General features: G+C 67.3%; 17 protein-coding genes. 4 read left to right on the top strand and 13 right to left on the bottom strand.

Annotated features, from left to right (window positions below; genetic code table 11):
• Entirely contained in the window at positions 1–660 is a 660-nt protein-coding gene (locus tag Y900_RS20775) for a cysteine hydrolase family protein (protein WP_036347395.1), read from the bottom strand.
• 157 nt (positions 661–817) lie between these two features.
• Between Y900_RS20775 and Y900_RS20770 the strand changes: the two genes are divergently transcribed.
• On the top strand, positions 818–1507 hold the full coding sequence (locus tag Y900_RS20770) for a hemerythrin domain-containing protein (protein WP_036344256.1): 690 nt from the start codon (positions 818–820) through the stop codon (positions 1505–1507).
• Here the strand turns inward: Y900_RS20770 and Y900_RS20765 are convergent.
• Positions 1497–4823, bottom strand: a complete 3327-nt coding sequence (locus Y900_RS20765; protein WP_036344254.1) for an ATP-binding protein — start codon at positions 4821–4823, stop codon at positions 1497–1499. The genes Y900_RS20770 and Y900_RS20765 overlap by 11 nt on opposite strands.
• A gap of 46 nt (positions 4824–4869) precedes the next feature.
• On the opposite strand from Y900_RS20765, the gene Y900_RS20760 reads away from it, so the two are divergent.
• Together Y900_RS20760 and Y900_RS20755 are read left to right on the top strand one after the other, a co-directional pair.
• Positions 4870–5616, top strand: a complete 747-nt coding sequence (locus tag Y900_RS20760) for an enoyl-CoA hydratase (protein ID WP_036344253.1) — start codon at positions 4870–4872, stop codon at positions 5614–5616.
• A 45-nt stretch (positions 5617–5661) separates the two neighbouring features.
• The gene (locus tag Y900_RS20755; protein ID WP_036344252.1) at positions 5662–6441 is read left to right on the top strand and encodes an ArsR/SmtB family transcription factor; all 780 of its coding nucleotides are present in this window, start codon (positions 5662–5664) and stop codon (positions 6439–6441) included.
• Between the two features lie 73 nt (positions 6442–6514).
• On the opposite strand, the gene Y900_RS20750 is transcribed toward Y900_RS20755, so the two are convergent.
• Genes Y900_RS20750 through Y900_RS20715 form a run of 8 tightly spaced genes read right to left on the bottom strand, consistent with a single transcriptional unit; the run spans position 6515 to position 15765 of the window.
• Entirely contained in the window at positions 6515–7609 is a 1095-nt protein-coding gene (locus Y900_RS20750) for a dihydrolipoamide acetyltransferase family protein (protein WP_036344251.1), read from the bottom strand.
• Positions 7606–8658, bottom strand: a complete 1053-nt coding sequence (locus Y900_RS20745; RefSeq protein ID WP_036344249.1) for an alpha-ketoacid dehydrogenase subunit beta — start codon at positions 8656–8658, stop codon at positions 7606–7608. Before Y900_RS20745 ends, Y900_RS20750 begins: the two co-directional genes overlap by 4 nt.
• Positions 8655–9716: a pyruvate dehydrogenase (acetyl-transferring) E1 component subunit alpha gene (pdhA, locus tag Y900_RS20740; protein WP_036344248.1), complete on the bottom strand. Its 1062-nt coding sequence runs from the start codon at positions 9714–9716 to the stop codon at positions 8655–8657. The genes Y900_RS20745 and pdhA overlap by 4 nt, the downstream gene beginning before the upstream one ends.
• 59 nt (positions 9717–9775) lie before the next feature.
• Positions 9776–10594 carry an HpcH/HpaI aldolase/citrate lyase family protein gene (locus tag Y900_RS20735; protein WP_036344247.1) on the bottom strand — a complete coding sequence of 273 codons (819 nt, stop codon included), beginning with the start codon at positions 10592–10594 and terminating at the stop codon, positions 9776–9778.
• Positions 10594–11082, bottom strand: coding sequence for a MaoC family dehydratase (locus tag Y900_RS20730; protein ID WP_036344246.1), 489 nt, complete (start codon positions 11080–11082; stop codon positions 10594–10596). Before Y900_RS20730 ends, Y900_RS20735 begins: the two co-directional genes overlap by 1 nt.
• Positions 11082–12242: an acyl-CoA dehydrogenase family protein gene (locus Y900_RS20725; RefSeq protein ID WP_036344245.1), complete on the bottom strand. Its 1161-nt coding sequence runs from the start codon at positions 12240–12242 to the stop codon at positions 11082–11084. Before Y900_RS20725 ends, Y900_RS20730 begins: the two co-directional genes overlap by 1 nt.
• Positions 12239–14218 (bottom strand): ATP-binding protein, encoded by a 1980-nt coding sequence (locus tag Y900_RS20720; protein WP_036344244.1) that lies wholly within the window; start codon positions 14216–14218, stop codon positions 12239–12241. Before Y900_RS20720 ends, Y900_RS20725 begins: the two co-directional genes overlap by 4 nt.
• A 2-nt stretch (positions 14219–14220) precedes the next feature.
• Positions 14221–15765 (bottom strand): carboxyl transferase domain-containing protein, encoded by a 1545-nt coding sequence (locus Y900_RS20715; RefSeq protein WP_036344243.1) that lies wholly within the window; start codon positions 15763–15765, stop codon positions 14221–14223.
• A 98-nt stretch (positions 15766–15863) separates the two neighbouring features.
• Between Y900_RS20715 and Y900_RS20710 the strand changes: the two genes are divergently transcribed.
• A complete protein-coding gene (locus Y900_RS20710; protein ID WP_036347393.1) occupies positions 15864–16487 on the top strand; it encodes an SACE_7040 family transcriptional regulator in 624 nt (207 codons plus the stop codon).
• Here the strand turns inward: Y900_RS20710 and Y900_RS32800 are convergent.
• From Y900_RS32800 to Y900_RS20705, 3 genes are all read right to left on the bottom strand, one after another.
• Positions 16484–16639 carry a DUF6131 family protein gene (locus Y900_RS32800; RefSeq protein ID WP_165760857.1) on the bottom strand — a complete coding sequence of 52 codons (156 nt, stop codon included), beginning with the start codon at positions 16637–16639 and terminating at the stop codon, positions 16484–16486. The two genes, Y900_RS20710 and Y900_RS32800, sit on opposite strands and share 4 nt — an antisense overlap.
• Positions 16640–16679: 40 nt before the next feature.
• Positions 16680–16889, bottom strand: coding sequence for a hypothetical protein (locus Y900_RS31045; protein WP_081845180.1), 210 nt, complete (start codon positions 16887–16889; stop codon positions 16680–16682).
• Between the two features lie 62 nt (positions 16890–16951).
• On the bottom strand, positions 16952–18835 hold the full coding sequence (locus Y900_RS20705) for an alpha/beta hydrolase family protein (protein WP_036344241.1): 1884 nt from the start codon (positions 18833–18835) through the stop codon (positions 16952–16954).
• Positions 18836–18855: the final 20 nt, after the last annotated feature.

Genomic DNA, 18855 nt, shown 5'->3' with positions numbered 1-18855 from the left:
TCAGGAGGTCGCCGCGATGAACTCGTCGGCGTCGGCCACCCACCCGAAGATGGCACCCTGCGCCTTGATCATCTCGAGCGCCACCCGCTGGAACTCCGGAAAATACGACGCCACGCAGTCGCTGAGCACCAGGCATTCAAACCCGCGGTCGTTGGCTTCGCGAACGGTGGTGTGGACGCAGACCTCGGTGGTCACCCCGCAGACCACCAGAGTCTTGATGCCGCGGTCAGCCAGGATCTGGCCGAGGTCGGTGGCGTGGAAGCTGCCCTTGCCGGGTTTGTCGATCACCGGTTCGCCGTCGATGGGATACAGCTGGTCGATGATGTCGTGGCCCTGCTCGCCGCGGACCAGGATGCGGCCCATGGGCCCGGGTTCGCCGATGAACGTCTTGCCGCCGCGGTGCAGCTTGGCCGGCGGGCAGTCGGTCAGGTCGGGGCGGTGCCCCTCCCGGGTGTGGATGACCAGCATGCCGATCTTGCGAGCCTGGGCCAGTACCCGCTCGATCGGTTCAACGGCAGCCAACAGCAGTGAGGTGTCGTTGCCCAGCGCCTCGCCGAATCCGCCGGGCAGCACGAAGTCGCGCTGCATGTCGATGATCACCAGCGCGGTGCTCGCGATGTCGATATCGAGCGGGAAGGGCTCGGCGTTGATCGTTGCCAACTGTGGTTCCCTTCTGATGGCCGGTCTGGCGGATTCATTGAAACGTAACCGGCAGCCGATCGCGCGGGTGAACATTTCGGCGGTGTAAACAATGTCCCTCGACGGACCGCAAGTCGATCGCAAGTGTCTTACAAGTGCGACCGGCCATGGTCGTCGCATGAAAACACCACAGCCCGTCACCGTCACCCCCCGCCAGCCGCATGACCCCGAGCCCGACCTGATCGGCATCACGCTGGCGCACCGGGCGATGCTCACCGACGTCGGGCGTCTGGCCGCCACGGTGACCGACATCGGCGAGGGCCGGCAGCGCTGCTCGACCCGGCGCGCCCAGGCGATCGCCCGCTACACCGACTTGCTCTGCGAATCCATCCACCACCACCACACGGTCGAGGACACCGTGCTGTGGCCGGTGATCGACGCCTGCGCGAAAGACATCGTCGACCTGACCGAGCTGACCGACGACCACGCCGCGCTGGATCCGCGTCTGGAGATCATCACGCATCGGGCGAACGCGTTCCGGGTCGCCGGGGGTGATCGCCGCACCGCCGCGCTGCTGGGCGCCGAGCTGGCCGATCTGCGCAACCTGCTCACTGAGCACATCGCCGAGGAGGAACGCGACATCTTCCCGGTGATCCGCCGGCATGTGTCGGTGGCCGATTGGCAGGTCGTGGAGAAGATGGCACAGCGGACGGGGCGGCTGACGTTCGACGGGCCACGAACGGTGGGGGCGGCCACCGACGACGAACGGGCGGCCGTGGCCAAAGAAGTCAGCCCTGTTCTCCGTCTGCTCTTGGCCGTATTGGCCAGGCGGCACCGGAGATTCGAGAACGAGGTGTTCAGCGGCTGACTCGGTCGACCAGCCGGGCCGCCTCGGCCGCAAGCTGAGTCCGCAGTGCGGCGGCGTCGTCCCGGTACCGTTGCGCGGCGCCGTCGTCGCCCAGCAGTTCGGCGACGGCGCCCAGCGCATCATCGACCGGGCCGGCCAGCAGGCTGCCGTTGTCCAGTCCCGCCATCCGGCCCGAAAACGGTTGCAGTTCTTCAGCACACCGGGTCGCGGCGGCAGCGTCACCGAGCGCGACGGCGGCGTGCGCCCGCAGTGTCGTCATGGCCAGCCAGTAGTAGGACCGCTCGACCGGCTGTTGGTTCGCCCAGATCCGCCGGGCCTCGCCCTCAATGCCGGCGCTGATCAGTGCCAGCACGGCGCCATCGGCGATGGATGTCGAGACGTAGGTATGCACGGCAAGCAGGTCGTCGGCCAGCGGCGCCAGTTCCCCCCGGGCCAGACCGGCGGTGAACCGGCCGACCAACCCCATCTGCGCGCCGTTGGCCGTGCCCTGCTCGGCCAACCGGCGGGCGGCCGCGACGTAGCGGCGCTCGCCGTCGTCGATCCGGCCGGCCAGCACGCTCAGCTGAGCGGTGAACACCTCCAACACGGTCAGCAGCGGCGCTAGCTGGCCGGTGCCGGCTCGGGCGACCGCAAGGTCGACATGGTCAAGGGCGGCAACCAGATCGGAGCGGCCGGCCGCGGTGAGGAACGCCAGCCAGTGCGCGACGGCCTGGTAGTCGACGGCGGCGGATGCCTCTGCGACGGAAAGGAATTCGTCGGTCAGCCGCTCGCGCTCGTGGGCCAGATCCGGACCAAGCGCGGCATAGGCACGAGCATTGAGCGCCGCACACAGCAGGCGGCCGTTCGCCTGCGGATCTCGTTGGTACAGCCCGCGCGCCAACGTGAGCGCCTCAGCGCTCGCGGCGAGCGCGGCGTCATGGTCGGCGCCCTCCAACTCGGCGAACAACGTGGTGAGCAGCCGCACCCGGACCGCAGGCGGCAGCTCACCGCGGAGCACCCGTTGCAGCGGGCCTACGATATCGGCGTCGGCGTGATCGCTGATCCGCACCCGCCAGATCAACGGCGCATCCCACGCCGTCAAAACCCGGGCGGCGCGTTCGTCGGACCCATCGGCAAGCGGCAGCGCCTCTTTCAGAGCCTCGCGGGCGGCGACCACATCACCGACCCGAGCCGCTGCGGCCACCCAGCCGCAGTAGGCCTCGATGATTCGATCGACATCCGGCGGCCCGGCCTCCGCGCGGTTCGCCAGCTCCAGCATCCGGACTGCGGCCTGCCATTGCCGGGAGGCCTCGGCAGGGGCGCCAACCCGGTCCGCGTCGCGGCCTGCGGCCATCGCCAGTTCGGCGGCGGCCGCCGCGCTGGCCGGTGTCGCGGCCGCGACCGCGTGATAGGCCAGTGCTGCTGGATCCGTCGACCGGGCCAGCAGCAGGTCCAGCACGGCCGCGTGTAGACGAGAGCGCCGCAGCAGGGACGTGTCTTCGTACAGCGTGTCGCGCACTAGTGCGTGCGCGAATCGGACCTGACCCGGACCGGGCTCCTCCAGCAGACCGACCAGCACGGCCGGTTCGAGCGCCTCGAGCACATCGTCGGGATCGCGTTGGGCGAGTTTGGCGAGCAGATCGACGTCGATGTCCCGGCCGAGCACAGCGGCCTGACGCAGGGCGGTCACCGTCACACCGGGAAGACGAACGAGTCTGCGCCGCAGCACATCCCCCACCCCGGTCGGCACCGCAACCCGAGCGGTATCGAGTCCCTCCGACATCATCAGCCGCGCGAGTTCCCGCACGAAGAGCGGGTTGCCGCCGGTGCGGTCGTACAACAACCGCAACTCGTTCTCGGTGAGATCGGTCAAGCCGCAGTCGGCGGCGAGAGCCGCCGTCGCCTCCGCCCCCAAACCGCCGATGCTGAGGTGCGCGACCGTGCGCACAGCGAGCGCCGCTCGTGCCGCCGCCAGTTCGGTTCCCGACTCCGACGGCCGGTAGGTGGCCACGACCAGGGCCGGTCGGTCCTGCAATTCGTGGACGACCAACCGCAGCAGTTCCAGGGTGAGGCCGTCCGTTCGGTGTAGATCGTCCAGGAGCACCGCGACCGGTTGGACGGTGGCGGAGCGGCCGATCACATCCGCGACGGCATGCGCTGTCCAGAAAGTACTTTGGTCATCCGCGTCGCCCTCGTGCAGCAGTGGGGCGAGGGCGCGGATGTGACGTTGATCGGCAGCGGCGAAGGAATCGCTGAAGTGCCGCAGCACTTCCGTCCAGGCCCACCCCGGCGGCGCGCCGTCGACCTCAGGGCATCGTCCGGCCGCGACCGTCCACCCGGCGGCGCGCAACCGAGCCGCGGCTGCGCCTGTGACAGTGGTCTTTCCGGCCCCCGCCTCGCCGCCGACCCACACCAGGCGGCTGCCGCCGAGGCGGGCATCGCGGGCGGCAGCGTCGATCGCCGTCAATTCGCGGGAACGCCCATGGGGCGCTGAGGGTTCGGCGATATTCGGCACGTGTTCCTGCGCGTGCGGGAGCGACAGGGCCGCCGGTTGATCGTCATCGAGATGCGCGGCGTGGCTGAGGATGTCGCGTTCGAGATCGCGCAGCGCCCGCCCCGGTTCGAGTCCCAGTTCGCCGGCGAGATGATCGCGGGTACTGCGCAACACCGCCAATGCGGCGGCCTGCCGACCAGCCCGGTACAGCGCGGTGGCCAGGATGGCGGCCGCCCCCTCTCTGGTGGGGTGTTCGAGGACCACTGGTTCCAGCGCGCCGATCACGGCACTCTGGTGGCCCAGCGCCAGCTGGGCCGATGCCCGCAATTCGATTGCAGCGAGCCGCAATTCCGCGAGGCGGGCGATCTCGGCGATAGCCCAGGCAGCGTCGGACACCTCGGCGTAGGGTTCACCGGCCCATTGCTCGAGGGCGTCGTTGAGGAGATCAACGCGCGGCGTCGGGTCGGGTTCGGCCTCCGCGGTGCGGACCTGCTCGTCGAACCACCACGCGTCGACGGAATCAGCGGGCAGCGCCAGCCGATAACCGGGGGCGGCGCTGACGATGACTTCGGCCGGGGCCCGCCGCGCGCGGTCCGGTTCGAGTACCCGCCGCAGATGCGAGACGTAGGCCTGAAGTGCGGACAGTGCTTTCGGCGGGGGCTCGCCGTGCCAGAGATCCTCGATGAGTCGGTCGACCGACACCACCTGGCCATTGGCCAGCGCCAGTCGCGCGAGCAGGGACCGCTGGCGTGGTCCGCCCACATCAGCCGGCGTCGAATTGTGCCAGGCCCGGACCGGACCCAAGACGGCTATCCGGACAGGTTGCTGATGCGGGGCCGCCATGATGATCCGACCCTAACTGCTAGCCTCCCCAAGATGGAGACTTGCAATGTCTGACCTGGTCCTTTATCAGGTCGTCGATCGCGTCGCGCTGATCACCGTCAACGATCCCGACCGGCGTAACGCCGTCACCGACGCGATGTCACAGCAGCTGCGCGATGCCGTCGAGGCGGCCGAGGCCGAGGCTCACGCCGTGGTGGTCACGGGCGCGGGTAAGGCTTTCTGCGCGGGCGCGGACCTGTCCGCCCTCGGCGCAGCTGCCAAGGAAGGGCTCGAGCGCATCTACGCCGGCTTCATGGCTGTCGGCCGGTGCACACTGCCGACCATCGCGGCGGTCAACGGCGCGGCCGTGGGTGCCGGGCTGAATCTGGCGCTGGCAGCAGACGTCCGCATCGCGGGGCCGCACGCATTGTTCGATCCCCGGTTCCAGAAGCTCGGTATCCATCCCGGCGGCGGGGCGACCTGGATGCTGCAGCGTGCGGTCGGCCCGCAGGTCGCTCGTGCGGCGCTCCTGTTCGGTATGCGCTTCGACGCCGAGGCCGCGGTGCGGCATGGTCTTGCGCTGACCGTCGCCGAGGATCCCGTCGCGGCTGCGCTCGAGCTGGCCGCTGGGCCTGCAGCCGCACCGCGGGAGGTCGTGCTGTCCACGAAGGCGTCGATGCGCGCAACCGCCATCCCCGGCTTCCTCGACACCGACCACCACGAGGCGGCCAAGGACATCGAGCTGGGCCCGCAGGCCACCTCCATCGAATCGCCGGAGTTCAAGGCCAGACTGGCCGCCGCGCAGCGGCGCTGAGCTGCCCTGTTGCAATAGGCAGGCAATCGCCTGCATAATTCGACCGTGGACGCGGACGCGGTCTTCAAGGCGTTGGCCGACCCCGGCCGGCGACGGCTGCTCGACATGCTTCATGAGCGTGCCGGGCTGACACTCGGCGAGCTCTGCGAAGGGCTCGACATGCGCAGGCAGTCGGTCAGCCAGCACCTCGAGGTTCTCGAGAGCGCGAACCTCGTGACGTCGGTGCGCGATGGCCGCCGCAAGCTCCACTACCTGAATGCGGTACCGATCCACCAACTCCAGACCCGCTGGATCTGGAAGTTCGAAGAGCCTCGGCTGGCGGCCCTGGCCACGATCAAGCAGTACGCGGAGGAGAGCGCAATGTCAGACACCATCCCCGATTACGTCTACACCACCTACATCCACGCCAGCGCGGAACAGGTGTGGCATGCCCTCACCGACGCCGAGCTCACCGCGAAGTTCTGGGGTCATGCGCAAGTCTCGGAGTGGCAGGTCGGCGGCCGCGTCGAGCATGTCCGGTCCGACGGGTCCGGCATCGTCGACGTCGCCGGCACCGTGATGGAAGTCGATCCGCCGCGCCGACTGGTCTTCGGCTTCGGTGAGCCCAGCGACGATCCGACCGCCGCGGAAAGCATCGTCACGTTCGAGATCGAGCCCTTCCGCGACATCGTCAAATTGACTGTGACTCATACGAATTTCCAGTCTCCCGCGGACCGGGAGTCGGTCGGGCTGGGCTGGCCGACGGTGTTCGCCAATCTCAAAACGCTGTTGGAGACCGGCGACGTATTGCCCACCGCGCCGTGGGAGTTTCACGCCCACGCCTGACGTCGAGCGTGCGATTTGTCGTTGCTGAACGGTCGATTCGTCGACGACTACCCACACGCTCGGCGTCAACGGCTTACAGATCGAGTAGCGCGGTCTCCGGGGATTCGATGAGTCCGCGCAGATCGGTCAGGAATGCGGCGGCCTGCGCCCCATCGGCGACGCGATGATCGAACGCACACGTGAGCGTCATGGTCGGCCGGGCTACTACCGCGCCGTCGACGACTACGGCCCGCGGCTTCAGTGAGCCCATTCCGAGGATCGCCGCCTCCGGGTAGTTGATCACCGGAACCCCGTCATCGAGGCCCAGCGCTCCGAAGTTCGACACGGTGAACGTCGAGCCGCTGAGCTGAGCTGGCGCCAAAGTGCCCGCCCTCGCCCGCTCGACCAACTCGTCGACAGCGACGGCCAACTGCCGGGTTGAACGTCCACGGGTGTCGACGACCGGAACCACCAGACCCCGCTCGGTGGCCACTGCGACACCCAGCCGAACGTCGGGGTGCAACCGGATCTCCGGTCCCGCTTCGGCTTCCACCCAGGTGGCGTTGAGCATGGGATGGCGCCCGAGCGCGATCATCAGTAACCGCAACGTCAGAACGAACGGCGTCACTTCGAGCTGGTCACGGAGGCGCAGCAGCGCCGTGCCGTCCACTTGGACGCTGGCGTGCGCGTCGGGAATCCGGCTGCGGGACAACGACATGTGGGCGGCCATCCGGGCGTGCACACCGCGCACCGGAATGCTGTGTGAGACAGTCCCGGCCGCGTCGAGCACGTCCTCGGGGGTGATCACGCCGTCGGCCCCTGATCCCGGCCGCAGCCCGTTCAAGTCCACCGCGAGGTCGGCGGCCAACTTACGCGTTTTCGGGGCCGCACGCGCCCGCCGGCTGCGGTCCATGCCTTCGTCGATGCCGTAGCCGACCAGAACCGGCGTGCGCTCCCCGGTCTCGATGCGCACCAACAGTGTTCCCACACAAAGGGTTTCGCCCTCTTCACCACCGAGTTCGGCGACCCGCCCGGCATATGGACTGGGGATCTCGACTTCGGCTTTGTTGGTCTCGACGGTGCATAGGGTCTGGTTGAGTTCGACAACATCCCCGACGGCGACGGCCCAACTGGTGATCGTCGCATCCTCGAGGCCCTCCCCCAGGTCGGGCACCAGGAAGTCGCTCATGGCCGTCGCATCGCTTTCTCAATGCAGTCGAGCAACCGGTCCACTCCCGGCAGCCAGAGCTTCTCCAATCGCGCCGGCGGGTACGGAGTGTCGAATCCGGTGGCGCGCAGCACCGGCGACTCGAGTTCGTAGAACAGTTCCTCGGAGATCCGCGCGGCCAGCTCGGCTCCGAAGCCCAGTGTGCGGGGTCCCTCGTGCATGACGATCGCGCGGCCGGTCTTGCGGATCGACGCGGTCACCGTGTCGAAGTCCAGGGGGCTCAGCGAGCGCAGGTCGATCACTTCGACGCTGCAGTCGGCAATCTCGGCCGCGTTCACCGCGGTGCCGACCAGCCCGCCGTACGTGAGCACCGTGACGTCATCGCCGGGTCGACGGATCACGGCCTTGCCTATCGGCGGCCCCGGCACAGCGAGGTCCACCGCCTCGCGGCCCCAGTACCGCCGCTTCGGTTCGAGGTAGATCACCGGATCGCGGGCGGCGATGGCATGCCGGAGCAGCCAGTAGGCGTCCGACGGAGTCGACGGCACAACAACTTTCAGGCCCGCCGTGTGCACCCAATAGGATTCGGTGGACTCCGAGTGATGCTCGACGGCGCCGATGCCGCCGAACGACGGGATCCGAACGGTGACCGGCATGTCGACCTGGCCGCGGGTGCGGTTACGGTACTTGGCGAGGTGGCTGACCACCTGGTCGAATGCCGGGTAGGAGAACCCGTCGAACTGGATCTCCGGGACTGGTACGAACCCGCGGATCGCCAGGCCGATAGCGATACCGATGATCGCCGACTCGGCCAGGGGTGTGTCGAAACATCGCTGGGTTCCGAAGGTTTCGGCCAGACCCTCGGTGATTCGGAAGACTCCACCCAGGTCGGCTACGTCTTCACCGAACACCAGTACCCGGTCATCGCCTGCCATCGCGTCATGCAGGGCGCGGTTGATCGCCTGCGCCATGGTCAGGGTGCTGACAGTGGGCAGTTCGGTCAAGATCGGGCCGTCAGGTTCCGGTGTGCCGTCGCCCCGCATCGGCGGACGTTCGATGATCTGGGTCATCGTGCACGTCCCGCCAGTTCGGCGCGCAATTGTTCTCGCTGCGCGGATAATTCGGGGGTGATCTCGGCGTACACGTGGTCGAAGAGCTCGTTCACGTCCGGATCCGGGGCGCCCACCACCGCATCGCGGAGTTCGGTCCGCAGCCGCGCCGACCGCGCATGCACCCGCTGCTCGATCCGCTCGGTGAGGATCTCGCGGTGTTGGAGATAGGTGCGGTATCGGACGATCGGATCCCGGGCCGACCAGTAGGCGATCTCCTCGGCGCTCCGGTATCGGGTGGCGTCGTCGGAGGTGGTGTGGGGTTCCATCCGGTAGGTGACGGCTTCGATGACTGTGGGTCCATCCCCGGCCCGTGCCCGTTCGGCTGCTTCACTCATCACCGCGAAGCAGGCCAGGATGTCGTTGCCGTCCACCCGGATTCCGGGCATTCCGTAGCCGGCCGCGCGGTGCGCGAGGGTGGGCACCGCATATTGACGACTCGCCGGAACCGAAATGGCCCACTGATTGTTCTGGATGTAGAAGACACACGGCGCTTTCTCGACGGCAGCCAGGTTCATCGCCTCGTGCGTGTCACCTTCACTGGTGGCGCCGTCGCCGAGGAATGCCACCGTCACTGAATCCTCGCCCAGCCGTTGGGCAGCCATCGCTGCGCCCACGGCGTGCACGGTGTGGGTGGCGATGGGAATGGCGACGGGTGCGCAGCACTTGCCGGTGAAATCCAGCCCGCCGTGCCAGGCACCGCGCCAGAGAGCGGCAACGTTGGCGGGCGGGATCCCGCGAATCAGGAAGACACCGAGTTCGCGGAATTGCGGAAACAGCCAGTCGGTTTTCCGCAGTGCCGCTGCCGCGCCGATCTGTGCGGCCTCTTGGCCCCGGCACGACGCGTACAGCGCCAATTCGCCCTGGCGCTGCAGATTGACGAACTCGACGTCGAGATCGCGCGCGACAACAAGATTCTCGTAGAGCCACGCGAGGGTTTCCGGCGCCAGATCACGGCGATATCGGCTTTCGGCCGTCGCTGTTCCGTCGGGCCCGATGAGTTGAACCGGCTGATCCATAACCGCCTCCTCTACCGGTGCGGAGGCGTTCGGAGCAAACCTGTTGTAGCAGGCTCCAGCTAGCGGCCGGGGTCGGGCGCTAGCTGGACTATGCGCTCTGCTCGCCGAAGCACCGGGGCATCCACCATTATGCCCTCGAATTGGAAGACACCGCGTTCATCGCGGGCCGCCTCGAGCACGTGTCGCGCCCAAGCTACCTGCTCAGCGCTAGGAAGGTAGCCCTTCCTGATCACCGGGATCTGGCTAGGATGGATGGCCACTTTCGCGTCGAAACCGACAGCCACCGCGTCGTCCACCTCGGCCGCGAGGCCGTCGAGGTCCTTGATGTCGAGGTACACCGAATCCAGCGCGAGGCGGCCGTATGCCTTGGCCGCCAGCAAGCTCTGCGACCGCACGTGCCGTGCGACTTCGCGGTACGAGCCGTCGGGATAGCGGTTGGCGGTGCCACCGAGGACGGCGAACAAGTCCTCGGCACCCCACATGACGGCGAATGCGTTGTCGGGCCGGCTGGACTCGCCGACGTTGAGCGCACCCAGCGGGGTTTCGATCAGCGCCACGACATCCAGCGGAGCCAGCGCGGCGACCTGCTCGGCGGACTCGGTCTTCGCCAGCATCACCGTGGTGTACGGCGTGCGGGCCAGCGCTTCAAGATCGAGCGGATGATCTGGCGTGGTCACGGGATTGACCCGGACAACCGTGCGCTCGGGATCGAGCTGGGTGGACACCAGCGCTTCACGCGCGGCCTCACGGTCTCTGCCGGCGACCCCGTCTTCGAGGTCGAGGATCACGACATCGGCTGTGGCGGCGGCCTTTTCGAACCGCTCGGGACGGTCGGCGGGGCAGAACAGCCAGGCCGGTCCTGGATTGTCGAGTGCCATCAGGTTGGCTTCTTTCGGACCATGGTCTTGCGGCTGGCGGTGGCGACGATGTCACCGTGCTGATTGCGTGCGGTGTGCGCGAACGTGACGATGCCCTCTCCGGGGCGGCTCTTGGATTCGCGTTTGTCGGTGACGACGGTCTCGGCGTACATCGTGTCGCCGTGGAAAAGCGGCTTCGGGAAGGCGATGTCGGAGAAACCGAGGTTGCCGACGATAGTGCCCTGCGTCAGCTGCGTGACCGACAAGCCGACCAACGTGGACAGCGTGAACATCGAGTTCACCAGCCGCTGGTTGAACGGCGGCAGAGAGTCGGCGAACGCCGCATCCAGGTGCAGCGCCTGGGTGTTCATCGTCAGCGTGGTGAACAGGACGTTGTCGGCCTCGGTGATGGTGCGCCCGGGGGCGTGCACGTAGCGCACCCCGAGTTCGAACTCCTCGTACCACAGGCCGCGCTGAACGACGACCTTCTCCTCGGGCGACTCGCTCACTACATTCCCATCTGCCGGGCGATGACCATCAGCTGCACTTCGGTTGTCCCTTCCCCGATCTCGAGGATCTTGCTGTCCCGGTAATGCCGGGCGACCGGGTATTCGTTCATGAAACCGTAGCCGCCGTGGATTTGGGTTGCGTCGCGGGCGTTGTCCATCGCCGCCTCACTGGCGACCAGCTTGGCGATCGCCGCCTCCTTCTTGAACGGCCTACCGGCCAGCATCAGCGCCGCCGCGTCGTAGTAGGCGGCGCGGGCCGCATGCGCGCGGGCCTCCATCCGGGCGATCTTGAACTCGATGGCCTGAAACTTCCCGATCGGCTGGCCGAAGGCAGCCCGCTCGCGCGCGTACTTCACGCTCTCGTCGACACAGCCCTGCGCCGCACCCACCGACAACGCGGCGATCGCGATCCGGCCCTCGTCGAGGATCCGCAGGAAGTTGGCGTAACCGCGGCCCCGTTCACCGAGCAGGTTCTCCTCCGGCACCCGAACGTCGTCGAAGGTCAGCGGGTGAGTGTCGGAGGCATTCCAGCCGACCTTGTCGTAGGCCGGCTCGGCGGTGAAACCGGCAGTGGGCACCGGCACCAGGATCGAGGAGATCTCGCGGTTGTCGCCGGAGACACCGGTGACCGCGGTGACGGTCACCAGTCGGGTGATGTCGGTGCCCGAATTGGTGATGAACTGCTTGGTGCCATTGATCACCCAGTGCCCGTCGTCCAGGCGCGCGGTCGTCTTGGTGGCGCCGGCGTCGGTGCCACCGCCCGCCTCGGTCAGCCCGAACGCGCCAAGGGCCTGTCCGCTGGTCAGCTGCGGCAACCACTCCTGCTTCTGCGCCTCGTTGCCGAATCGGTAGACCGGCATCGCGCCCAGCGAGACTCCGGCCTCCAGCGTGATCGCGACGCTCTGGTCGACCTTGCCGAGTTCCTCCAATGCCAGGCACAGAGCGAAATAATCCCCGCCCATGCCGCCGTACTCCTCGGGGAACGGCAGACCGAACAAACCCATCTCGGCCATCCCCGCCACGACTTCGTACGGGAACGTGTGCTGCGCATCGTGTTCAGCCGCCACGGGGGCCACGACGGTCTGGGCGAAGTCGCGCACCGTCTTGGCGAGCTGCGCGTACTCGTCGGGAAGTGTTCCCGTGGACAGGAAGTCAGTCATGATTGTGCTTTCTCTTCTCTGGCTGTGACCTTGGCCAGCAGCTGCCCCACTTTGACCTGATCGCCGACGGCGACATGGAGTTCGACAATCCCGTCGACCGGCGCGGTGAGCGAATGCTCCATCTTCATCGCCTCGACGGCGACCACCACCGTGCCCGCGGTGACGTCGTCTCCGTTGGAAACACCGACCGCCACAACCGATCCGGGCATCGGGCTGACGAGCTCAGCGTCACCACTGTGCTCATCGTCCGGGCGGACCGGCGCCTCGCGCACTTCCTCCAGCACCAGTGAGCGGCCGCCGCCGGCCAGCCAGATCTGATCGCCGTCGACAGCCACGGTGTACAGCCTGCGAATGCCGTCGATGGTGACGGCAAGGTGGTCCCCATCCAATCGGGCTGACAGTGAATGGCTTTCGCCATCCTCGATGCGGGCGACAGCCTCGGCAGGAACTCCGGTGATGTGGACGTGGTCGGTGCGGTCGCCGGATCGGAGCCGAATGCCGGTGGGTGCGGGTGCGCCGATCCGCCAGCCCGACGGCACATCCCACGGATCCGCCGGCGCCGACGGCCAGCGTTTCAGCCAGCGGAAGGCCGCCGCGGCGATGAACGCGTCATCGCCGGCCGGTGCGGGCACGAACGTGGTCCGGTCGATCAGGCCGGTGTCGAGCCGGCCCGCGGCCACGTCATCGTCGGCCAGCAGGAAACGCAGGAACTCGACGTTGGTTCCCACACCGAGTACCGCCGTCTGCGACAACGCCCGGTCTAGGGTGCGCAGTGCGGCCGCGCGGTCGGTGCCATGGGCGATGACTTTCGACAGCATCGGGTCGTAGTCACTGCCGATCGTTATCCCTTGGGCAAGACCGGAATCCACCCGAACCTCGTCGCCGGACGGTTCGAGCAATCCCAGCACCTGCCCACCGGTGGGCAGGAAGCCCGCCCCCGGGTCTTCGGCGTACACGCGCGCTTCGATGGCGTGCCCGGTCAGCGTGATGTCGTCGGAGGTGAAGGGCAGCTTCTCCCCTGCCGCAACGCGCACCTGCCACTCGACAAGGTCGTACCCGGTGACCATCTCGGTGACCGGATGCTCCACCTGCAGTCGGGTGTTCATCTCCATGAAGAAGAATTCGTCGGGCCTGTCGGCGGAGACGATGAACTCGACGGTGCCCGCGCCGATGTAGTCGACGCTGCGGGCGGTGTCACAGGCCGCCGCGCCGATCCGGGCGCGAGTCTGCGGGTCCAGCAGCGGCGACGGCGCCTCCTCGATGACCTTCTGATGGCGGCGCTGCAGGCTGCACTCGCGCTCACCGAAGTGCACGACGTTGCCGAAGCTGTCGGCAAGCACCTGGACTTCGATGTGCCGGGGCCGCAACACGAACCGCTCCAGGAACAGCGTGTCGTCGCCGAAGGCCGCCGCGGATTCCCGCCGCGCGGCCGCGAGTGCCGCCGGCAGGTCGGCAACGTCGTCGACGCGTCGCATGCCTTTGCCGCCACCGCCGGCGGATGGCTTGACCAGGATCGGGAATCCGATGTCGCCGGCGGCGTCGATGAGTTCGGCGTCGGTCAGGCCGGGCCGGGCGATACCCGGCACCACAGGGACCCCGAACTTCGAGACCGTCGCCTTGGCGGCGATCTTGTCGCCCATGGTGCGGATCGCGGCCGACGGCGGCCCGATGAACGCAAGCCCCGCCTGTTCCAGCGCCGCCGCGAATTCGGAGTTCTCCGAAAGGAAGCCGTATCCGGGATGGACGGCCTGGGCTCCGGTACGCAGCGCCGCGTCGACGACAGCCTGGATGTCGAGGTAGCTCTGCCGGGCCGGTGGGGGTCCGATACGGACGGCGGTGTCGGCCACGGTGACGTGGCGGGCACCGGCGTCGGCGTCGCTGTAGACGGCCACCGAACGGATGCCCATCGCCTTGCAGGTGCGGATGACCCGCACAGCGATCTCGCCACGGTTGGCGACAAGCACAGTGTTGAACATCGTCACATCCTGAAGACGCCGTAGGACACGGACTCGACGGGAGCGTTGGCGGTCACCGAGAGTGCCAGTCCCAGAACAGTTCTGGTATCGGCAGGATCGATGACGCCGTCGTCCCACAGCCGTGCTGTCGAGTAGTACGGGTTGCCCTGATGTTCGTACTGGTCGCGGATCGGCGCCTTGAAGGCCTCGGATTCCTCGGGCGTCATGTCACCGCGCACCGTGGCCAGCACCGAGGCGGCCTGCTCGCCACCCATCACCGAGATCCGGGCGTTCGGCCACATCCAGAGGAACCGCGGCGAGTAGGCCCGCCCGCACATCGAATAGTTCCCCGCGCCGTAGGAGCCGCCGATCACGACGGTCAGCTTGGGCACGCGGGCGCAGGCCACCGCCGTCACCATCTTCGCGCCGTGCTTGGCGATACCGCCGGCCTCGTAGTCTCGCCCGACCATGAAGCCGGTGATGTTCTGCAGGAACAGCAGCGGCACCATCCGCTTGTCGCACAGTTCGATGAAATGTGCTCCCTTGAGAGCGGATTCGCCGAACAGGACACCGTTGTTTGCGACGATGCCGACCGGATGGCCGTGGATGTGCGCGAATCCGGTGACCAGCGTGGTGCCGTATTCCGCTTTGAATTCACTGAATTCGCCGCCGTCGATAATTCGGGTGATCACCTCGTGCACGTCGTAGGGCACCCTCGCGTCGACAGGGACGACGTCGTAGAGCTCGTGCTGGTCGGCGATCGGCGCGATGGGGGGACGCACATCCCATGGTCGCGGCTCACGCGGACCCAGGGTGGCGACGATGCGACGCACGATGCGCAGCGCGTCCCGGTCGTCGTGGGCGAGGTGGTCGGTCACGCCGGAGGTCTTGGAGTGCAGGTCGCCGCCGCCGAGTTCTTCAGCGGTCACCACCTCGCCGGTGGCTGCCTTCACCAGCGGCGGGCCGCCCAAGAAGATCGTGCCCTGGTTGCGGACGATCACCGCCTCATCACTCATCGCGGGAACGTAGGCGCCACCGGCGGTACAGCTGCCGAGCACGGCGGCGATCTGCGGGATACCGGCCGCACTCATGGTCGCCTGATTGAAGAAAATCCGGCCGAAATGGTCGCGATCGGGAAACACCTCGTCCTGGCGGGGCAGGAACGCGCCGCCGGAATCCACGAGGTAGATGCACGGCAGGCGGTTCTGCAGCGCGATCTCCTGCGCGCGCAGGTGCTTCTTGACCGTCACCGGGTAGTAGGTGCCGCCTTTCACCGTCGCGTCGTTGGCGACGACCATGCACTCCCGCCCGGAGACCCGGCCGATACCGGTGATGATCCCGGCCGCGGGGCAGTCGTCGTCATACATACCGTCGGCGGCCAGGGGAGCAACCTCGAGCAGCGCGGAGCCGGGATCCAGTAGTCCGTCGACTCGGTCGCGCGGCAGCAGCTTGCCACGGGCGACATGCCGTTCGCGGGCGCGTTCGGGCCCGCCGAGCGCCGCGGTGGCCAGCTTGTCGCGCAACTGCTCGACCAGCTGCAGATGCGCTTCACGGTTGGGCGATGCCATCGTCGATGTCCCGTCGCGAATTGAGTTAATGACGACTAACTGATGTAACGTTAGTGAAGATTAACCGAAACGTCCAGAGCCATTCCAGGAGGGTCCCCATCGACACGTCGACCCGTCGAAGCAGGCAGAAATCGGATCGTCGGTCCGCCCTGCTGGTGGCCGCGGAGCGGCTGATGGCGGACAAGGGCTTCCAGACCGTGCGGATCGAGGACATCGGCGCCGCGGCGGGAGTGAGCGGGCCTGCCGTCTACCGGCACTTCCCCAACAAGGAAGCCCTCCTGGTCGAACTCCTGGTCGGTATCAGCACGCGACTTCTGGCCGGCGCTCGGGCCGTCGTCGACGGGGCTGCCGCGCCGGAAGCCGCGCTCGCCGGTCTCATCGAATTCCACCTCGACTTCGCACTCGGCGAGTCGGACCTGATCCGCATCCAGGATCGCGATCTCGCACACCTGCCGCCCTCCGCCCAGCGGCAGGTGCGCCGGGCGCAGCGCAGCTATGTCGAGGTCTGGGTCGAGGTGCTACGCCAGGTCCATCCAGACACCGCGGAGGCTGACGCCCGGTTGATGGCGCACGCGGTGTTCGGACTGCTCAACTCGACCCCACACAGCATGAAGCCCCTGGCGGCACGGGGAGCCGACCAGGGGCGTTCACGCGATGTCCTCCGGGCGATGACGGTCGCGGCGCTAGCGTCAGCCGACCGTCACGCCCGCAGCTCGGGCTAGTACCACGAACGTCTGCCGCCGACCGGACGGCCGACTGCGCCGAGCAGCCACAACACCGCGCCGATCACCAGCAGAATGATCCCGATGGTCCACAGAATCTGGATCTTCAGGACGAAACCCAAGATGAGCAGAATTGCTCCGAGAATGATCATTTCTTCCTCCAGATGCTCACGTGCTGAACTGTTTTCGCCACTACTGACTAGGCTGCGGCAGGTTGCAGCTGGCAACCTTGGGATTGACTCCGCCGTAATTGAGCGGTCCCGCAACCACCGTCAGAGCGATGGACCCCGCAGTAGCGCAGTTGGTTTCACTATTCGAGAAGTAACCGCGCTGCCAGGTAGCGAAAACTCCGATCAGCAGCCACACGATTACGATCACGCCTATGATTCCGCGGCCTCGCATGGTTGGCCTCCTTGATGGTCCGCAGGACTTGGCGGACAAGGGTTTACCCGCCCGAAAGTTTCCTAAACCTTCCGAATTTGGCTGCGCTCAAACGCCATGGCCAGCCAATCCGCGACGGCTCGAGCCAATGCGGCGTGATTCTCACGTTTGACGATCTCGTGGCCGTCGTCGGCGAAGAGCAGATAGCGCACGGTGCGGCCACGGGCACGCAACGCCTCGACCATTTGCTCGGACTCGCTGACCGGAACGTTGGTGTCGGTGCCGCCGTGCACCAGCAGCAACGGTGCAGTCAACTTGTCCACCCGCTGCAGCGGCGAGAGCTGGTCGAGGAGGTCGCGATCGGCGATGGGGTGCCCGTATTCGGCATAGGACGCCGCCGCGATCCACGGCTCGGTGGTGCGATAGAACGTCCCCAGATCGCTCATCCCGCAAATGCTGACGCCCGCGACGAACAGATCGGGATGGAACGCCAGCGCCGCCATCGTGAGGTAGCCGCCGTAAGACCAACCCGCGCAGGCGATTCGCGTGGGATCGGCCAGACCACGCTCAGCAAGGTAATGCGCGCAGTCGGCCACGTCGTCGATCGCGGCGAACCGCTTGTCCTTGTCGTCGGCGTGCACGAATTCCCGGCCCTGCCCACCCGAACCCCGGACGTTCGGCGTGAACACCGCGATCCCTTCGTCGAGCAAGCCCGGGAAGATTTCGCTGTGCGAGGGCCGGGCCTGACCCTCCGGCCCGCCATGCAGGTAGATCATCATGCCGGTCTGCTCGACGGCGGGCGGCGGGCAATACAACCAGCCCGTCAAGGAACGCCCGTCTCGTGCGGTGACGAAATGCAGCCTCGGCCGGTCCGACACCGGACCGATGCTGGGCTTGCGATCGATGCGCTCCCATTCCCGCGACCGGGGATCGACCAGTTCGACGGTGCGCGGCAGATCGGCACCCTGGATCGTCATAGCGACCATCGATCCGCCCGCACTGATGGACAGTTCACTCCCCACCAGATTCGGCAGCGGGATCGGCTCGGACATCGTGTAGTCGACATATTCCAGGATCTGTAATTCGCTGCAGCCGTTGATGTTCCACAACAGCGCGACAGTCGACAGGTCATCGCTGACCACGAACTCGTCGAGGTCGTGGCCCCGGCGCTCGGCGACCACGTGATAGGCGACGCCGTCAGGGGTGACCGTGACCTCGAGCAGACGGCTGTTGTCCGAGCCGTTGTCGCTGCGGATCAAGGCGCGCACGTAGCCGTCGACGAAATCAGGCCCGTAGGTGTAGGCCGGGTGATACAGCGTGGTGTGCTCACCGTCCGGCCCAGAGCGCAGCCGCCGAGGATGATGATCGTCCAAGATCACGCCCATGTCCGTGGACGAGCCGGGATCTGAAGGCAGCAAAGCGATTTCAGTCGGACCGGTCAGCATGATCAGCTCGCGATAGCCGCGCGGACCGACCCGGATCAACGCTGACCCGGCCCAGGCGTCCACCAGACGGCCACCCGAGCGCCGATCCAGCACCGTCACGCCGCCGTCGGCCGGGTCGATCAGGCTGGACTGGCCGACGCCGTCCTCGCCGGTCAGAATCGCACACACCCGGGTGCCGTCCCAGGCGATCAGCTCGGCTGTGCCGGCCATCCCGTCGAAGCCCATCCCGTCGATGCGGCGGGCCATCCGGTCGTCGGGGTCGGTGGTGACCACCCAGATCTGGCTCCGGGTGCTGCCCTCGGGGGCGACCTGGCACGCCAACCAGTGCCCGTCAGCGGAATGGATGACCTTGGTCACCGGCCCCTCCACCGGCAATTCCACGTCCCGGGACGAACTTGCCCGCCAGCCCCGCAGGAAACGCTGGACGGCGCGCGGATATCCGCCGTCGTCGACGATATGGGCGAATGCCGTCGCGTCCGGCGACAGGGATGCGCCATACGTCGCGCGCACGTCGGGTTCCACGCCACCTCACTTTCTTTGGT

This window comes from Mycolicibacterium aromaticivorans JS19b1 = JCM 16368, assembly GCF_000559085.1.
Classification (GTDB): Bacteria; Actinomycetota; Actinomycetes; order Mycobacteriales; family Mycobacteriaceae; genus Mycobacterium; species Mycobacterium aromaticivorans.
Note: the sequence above shows the minus strand (reverse complement) of the source record. Positions and strands in the feature narration are given on the sequence as shown.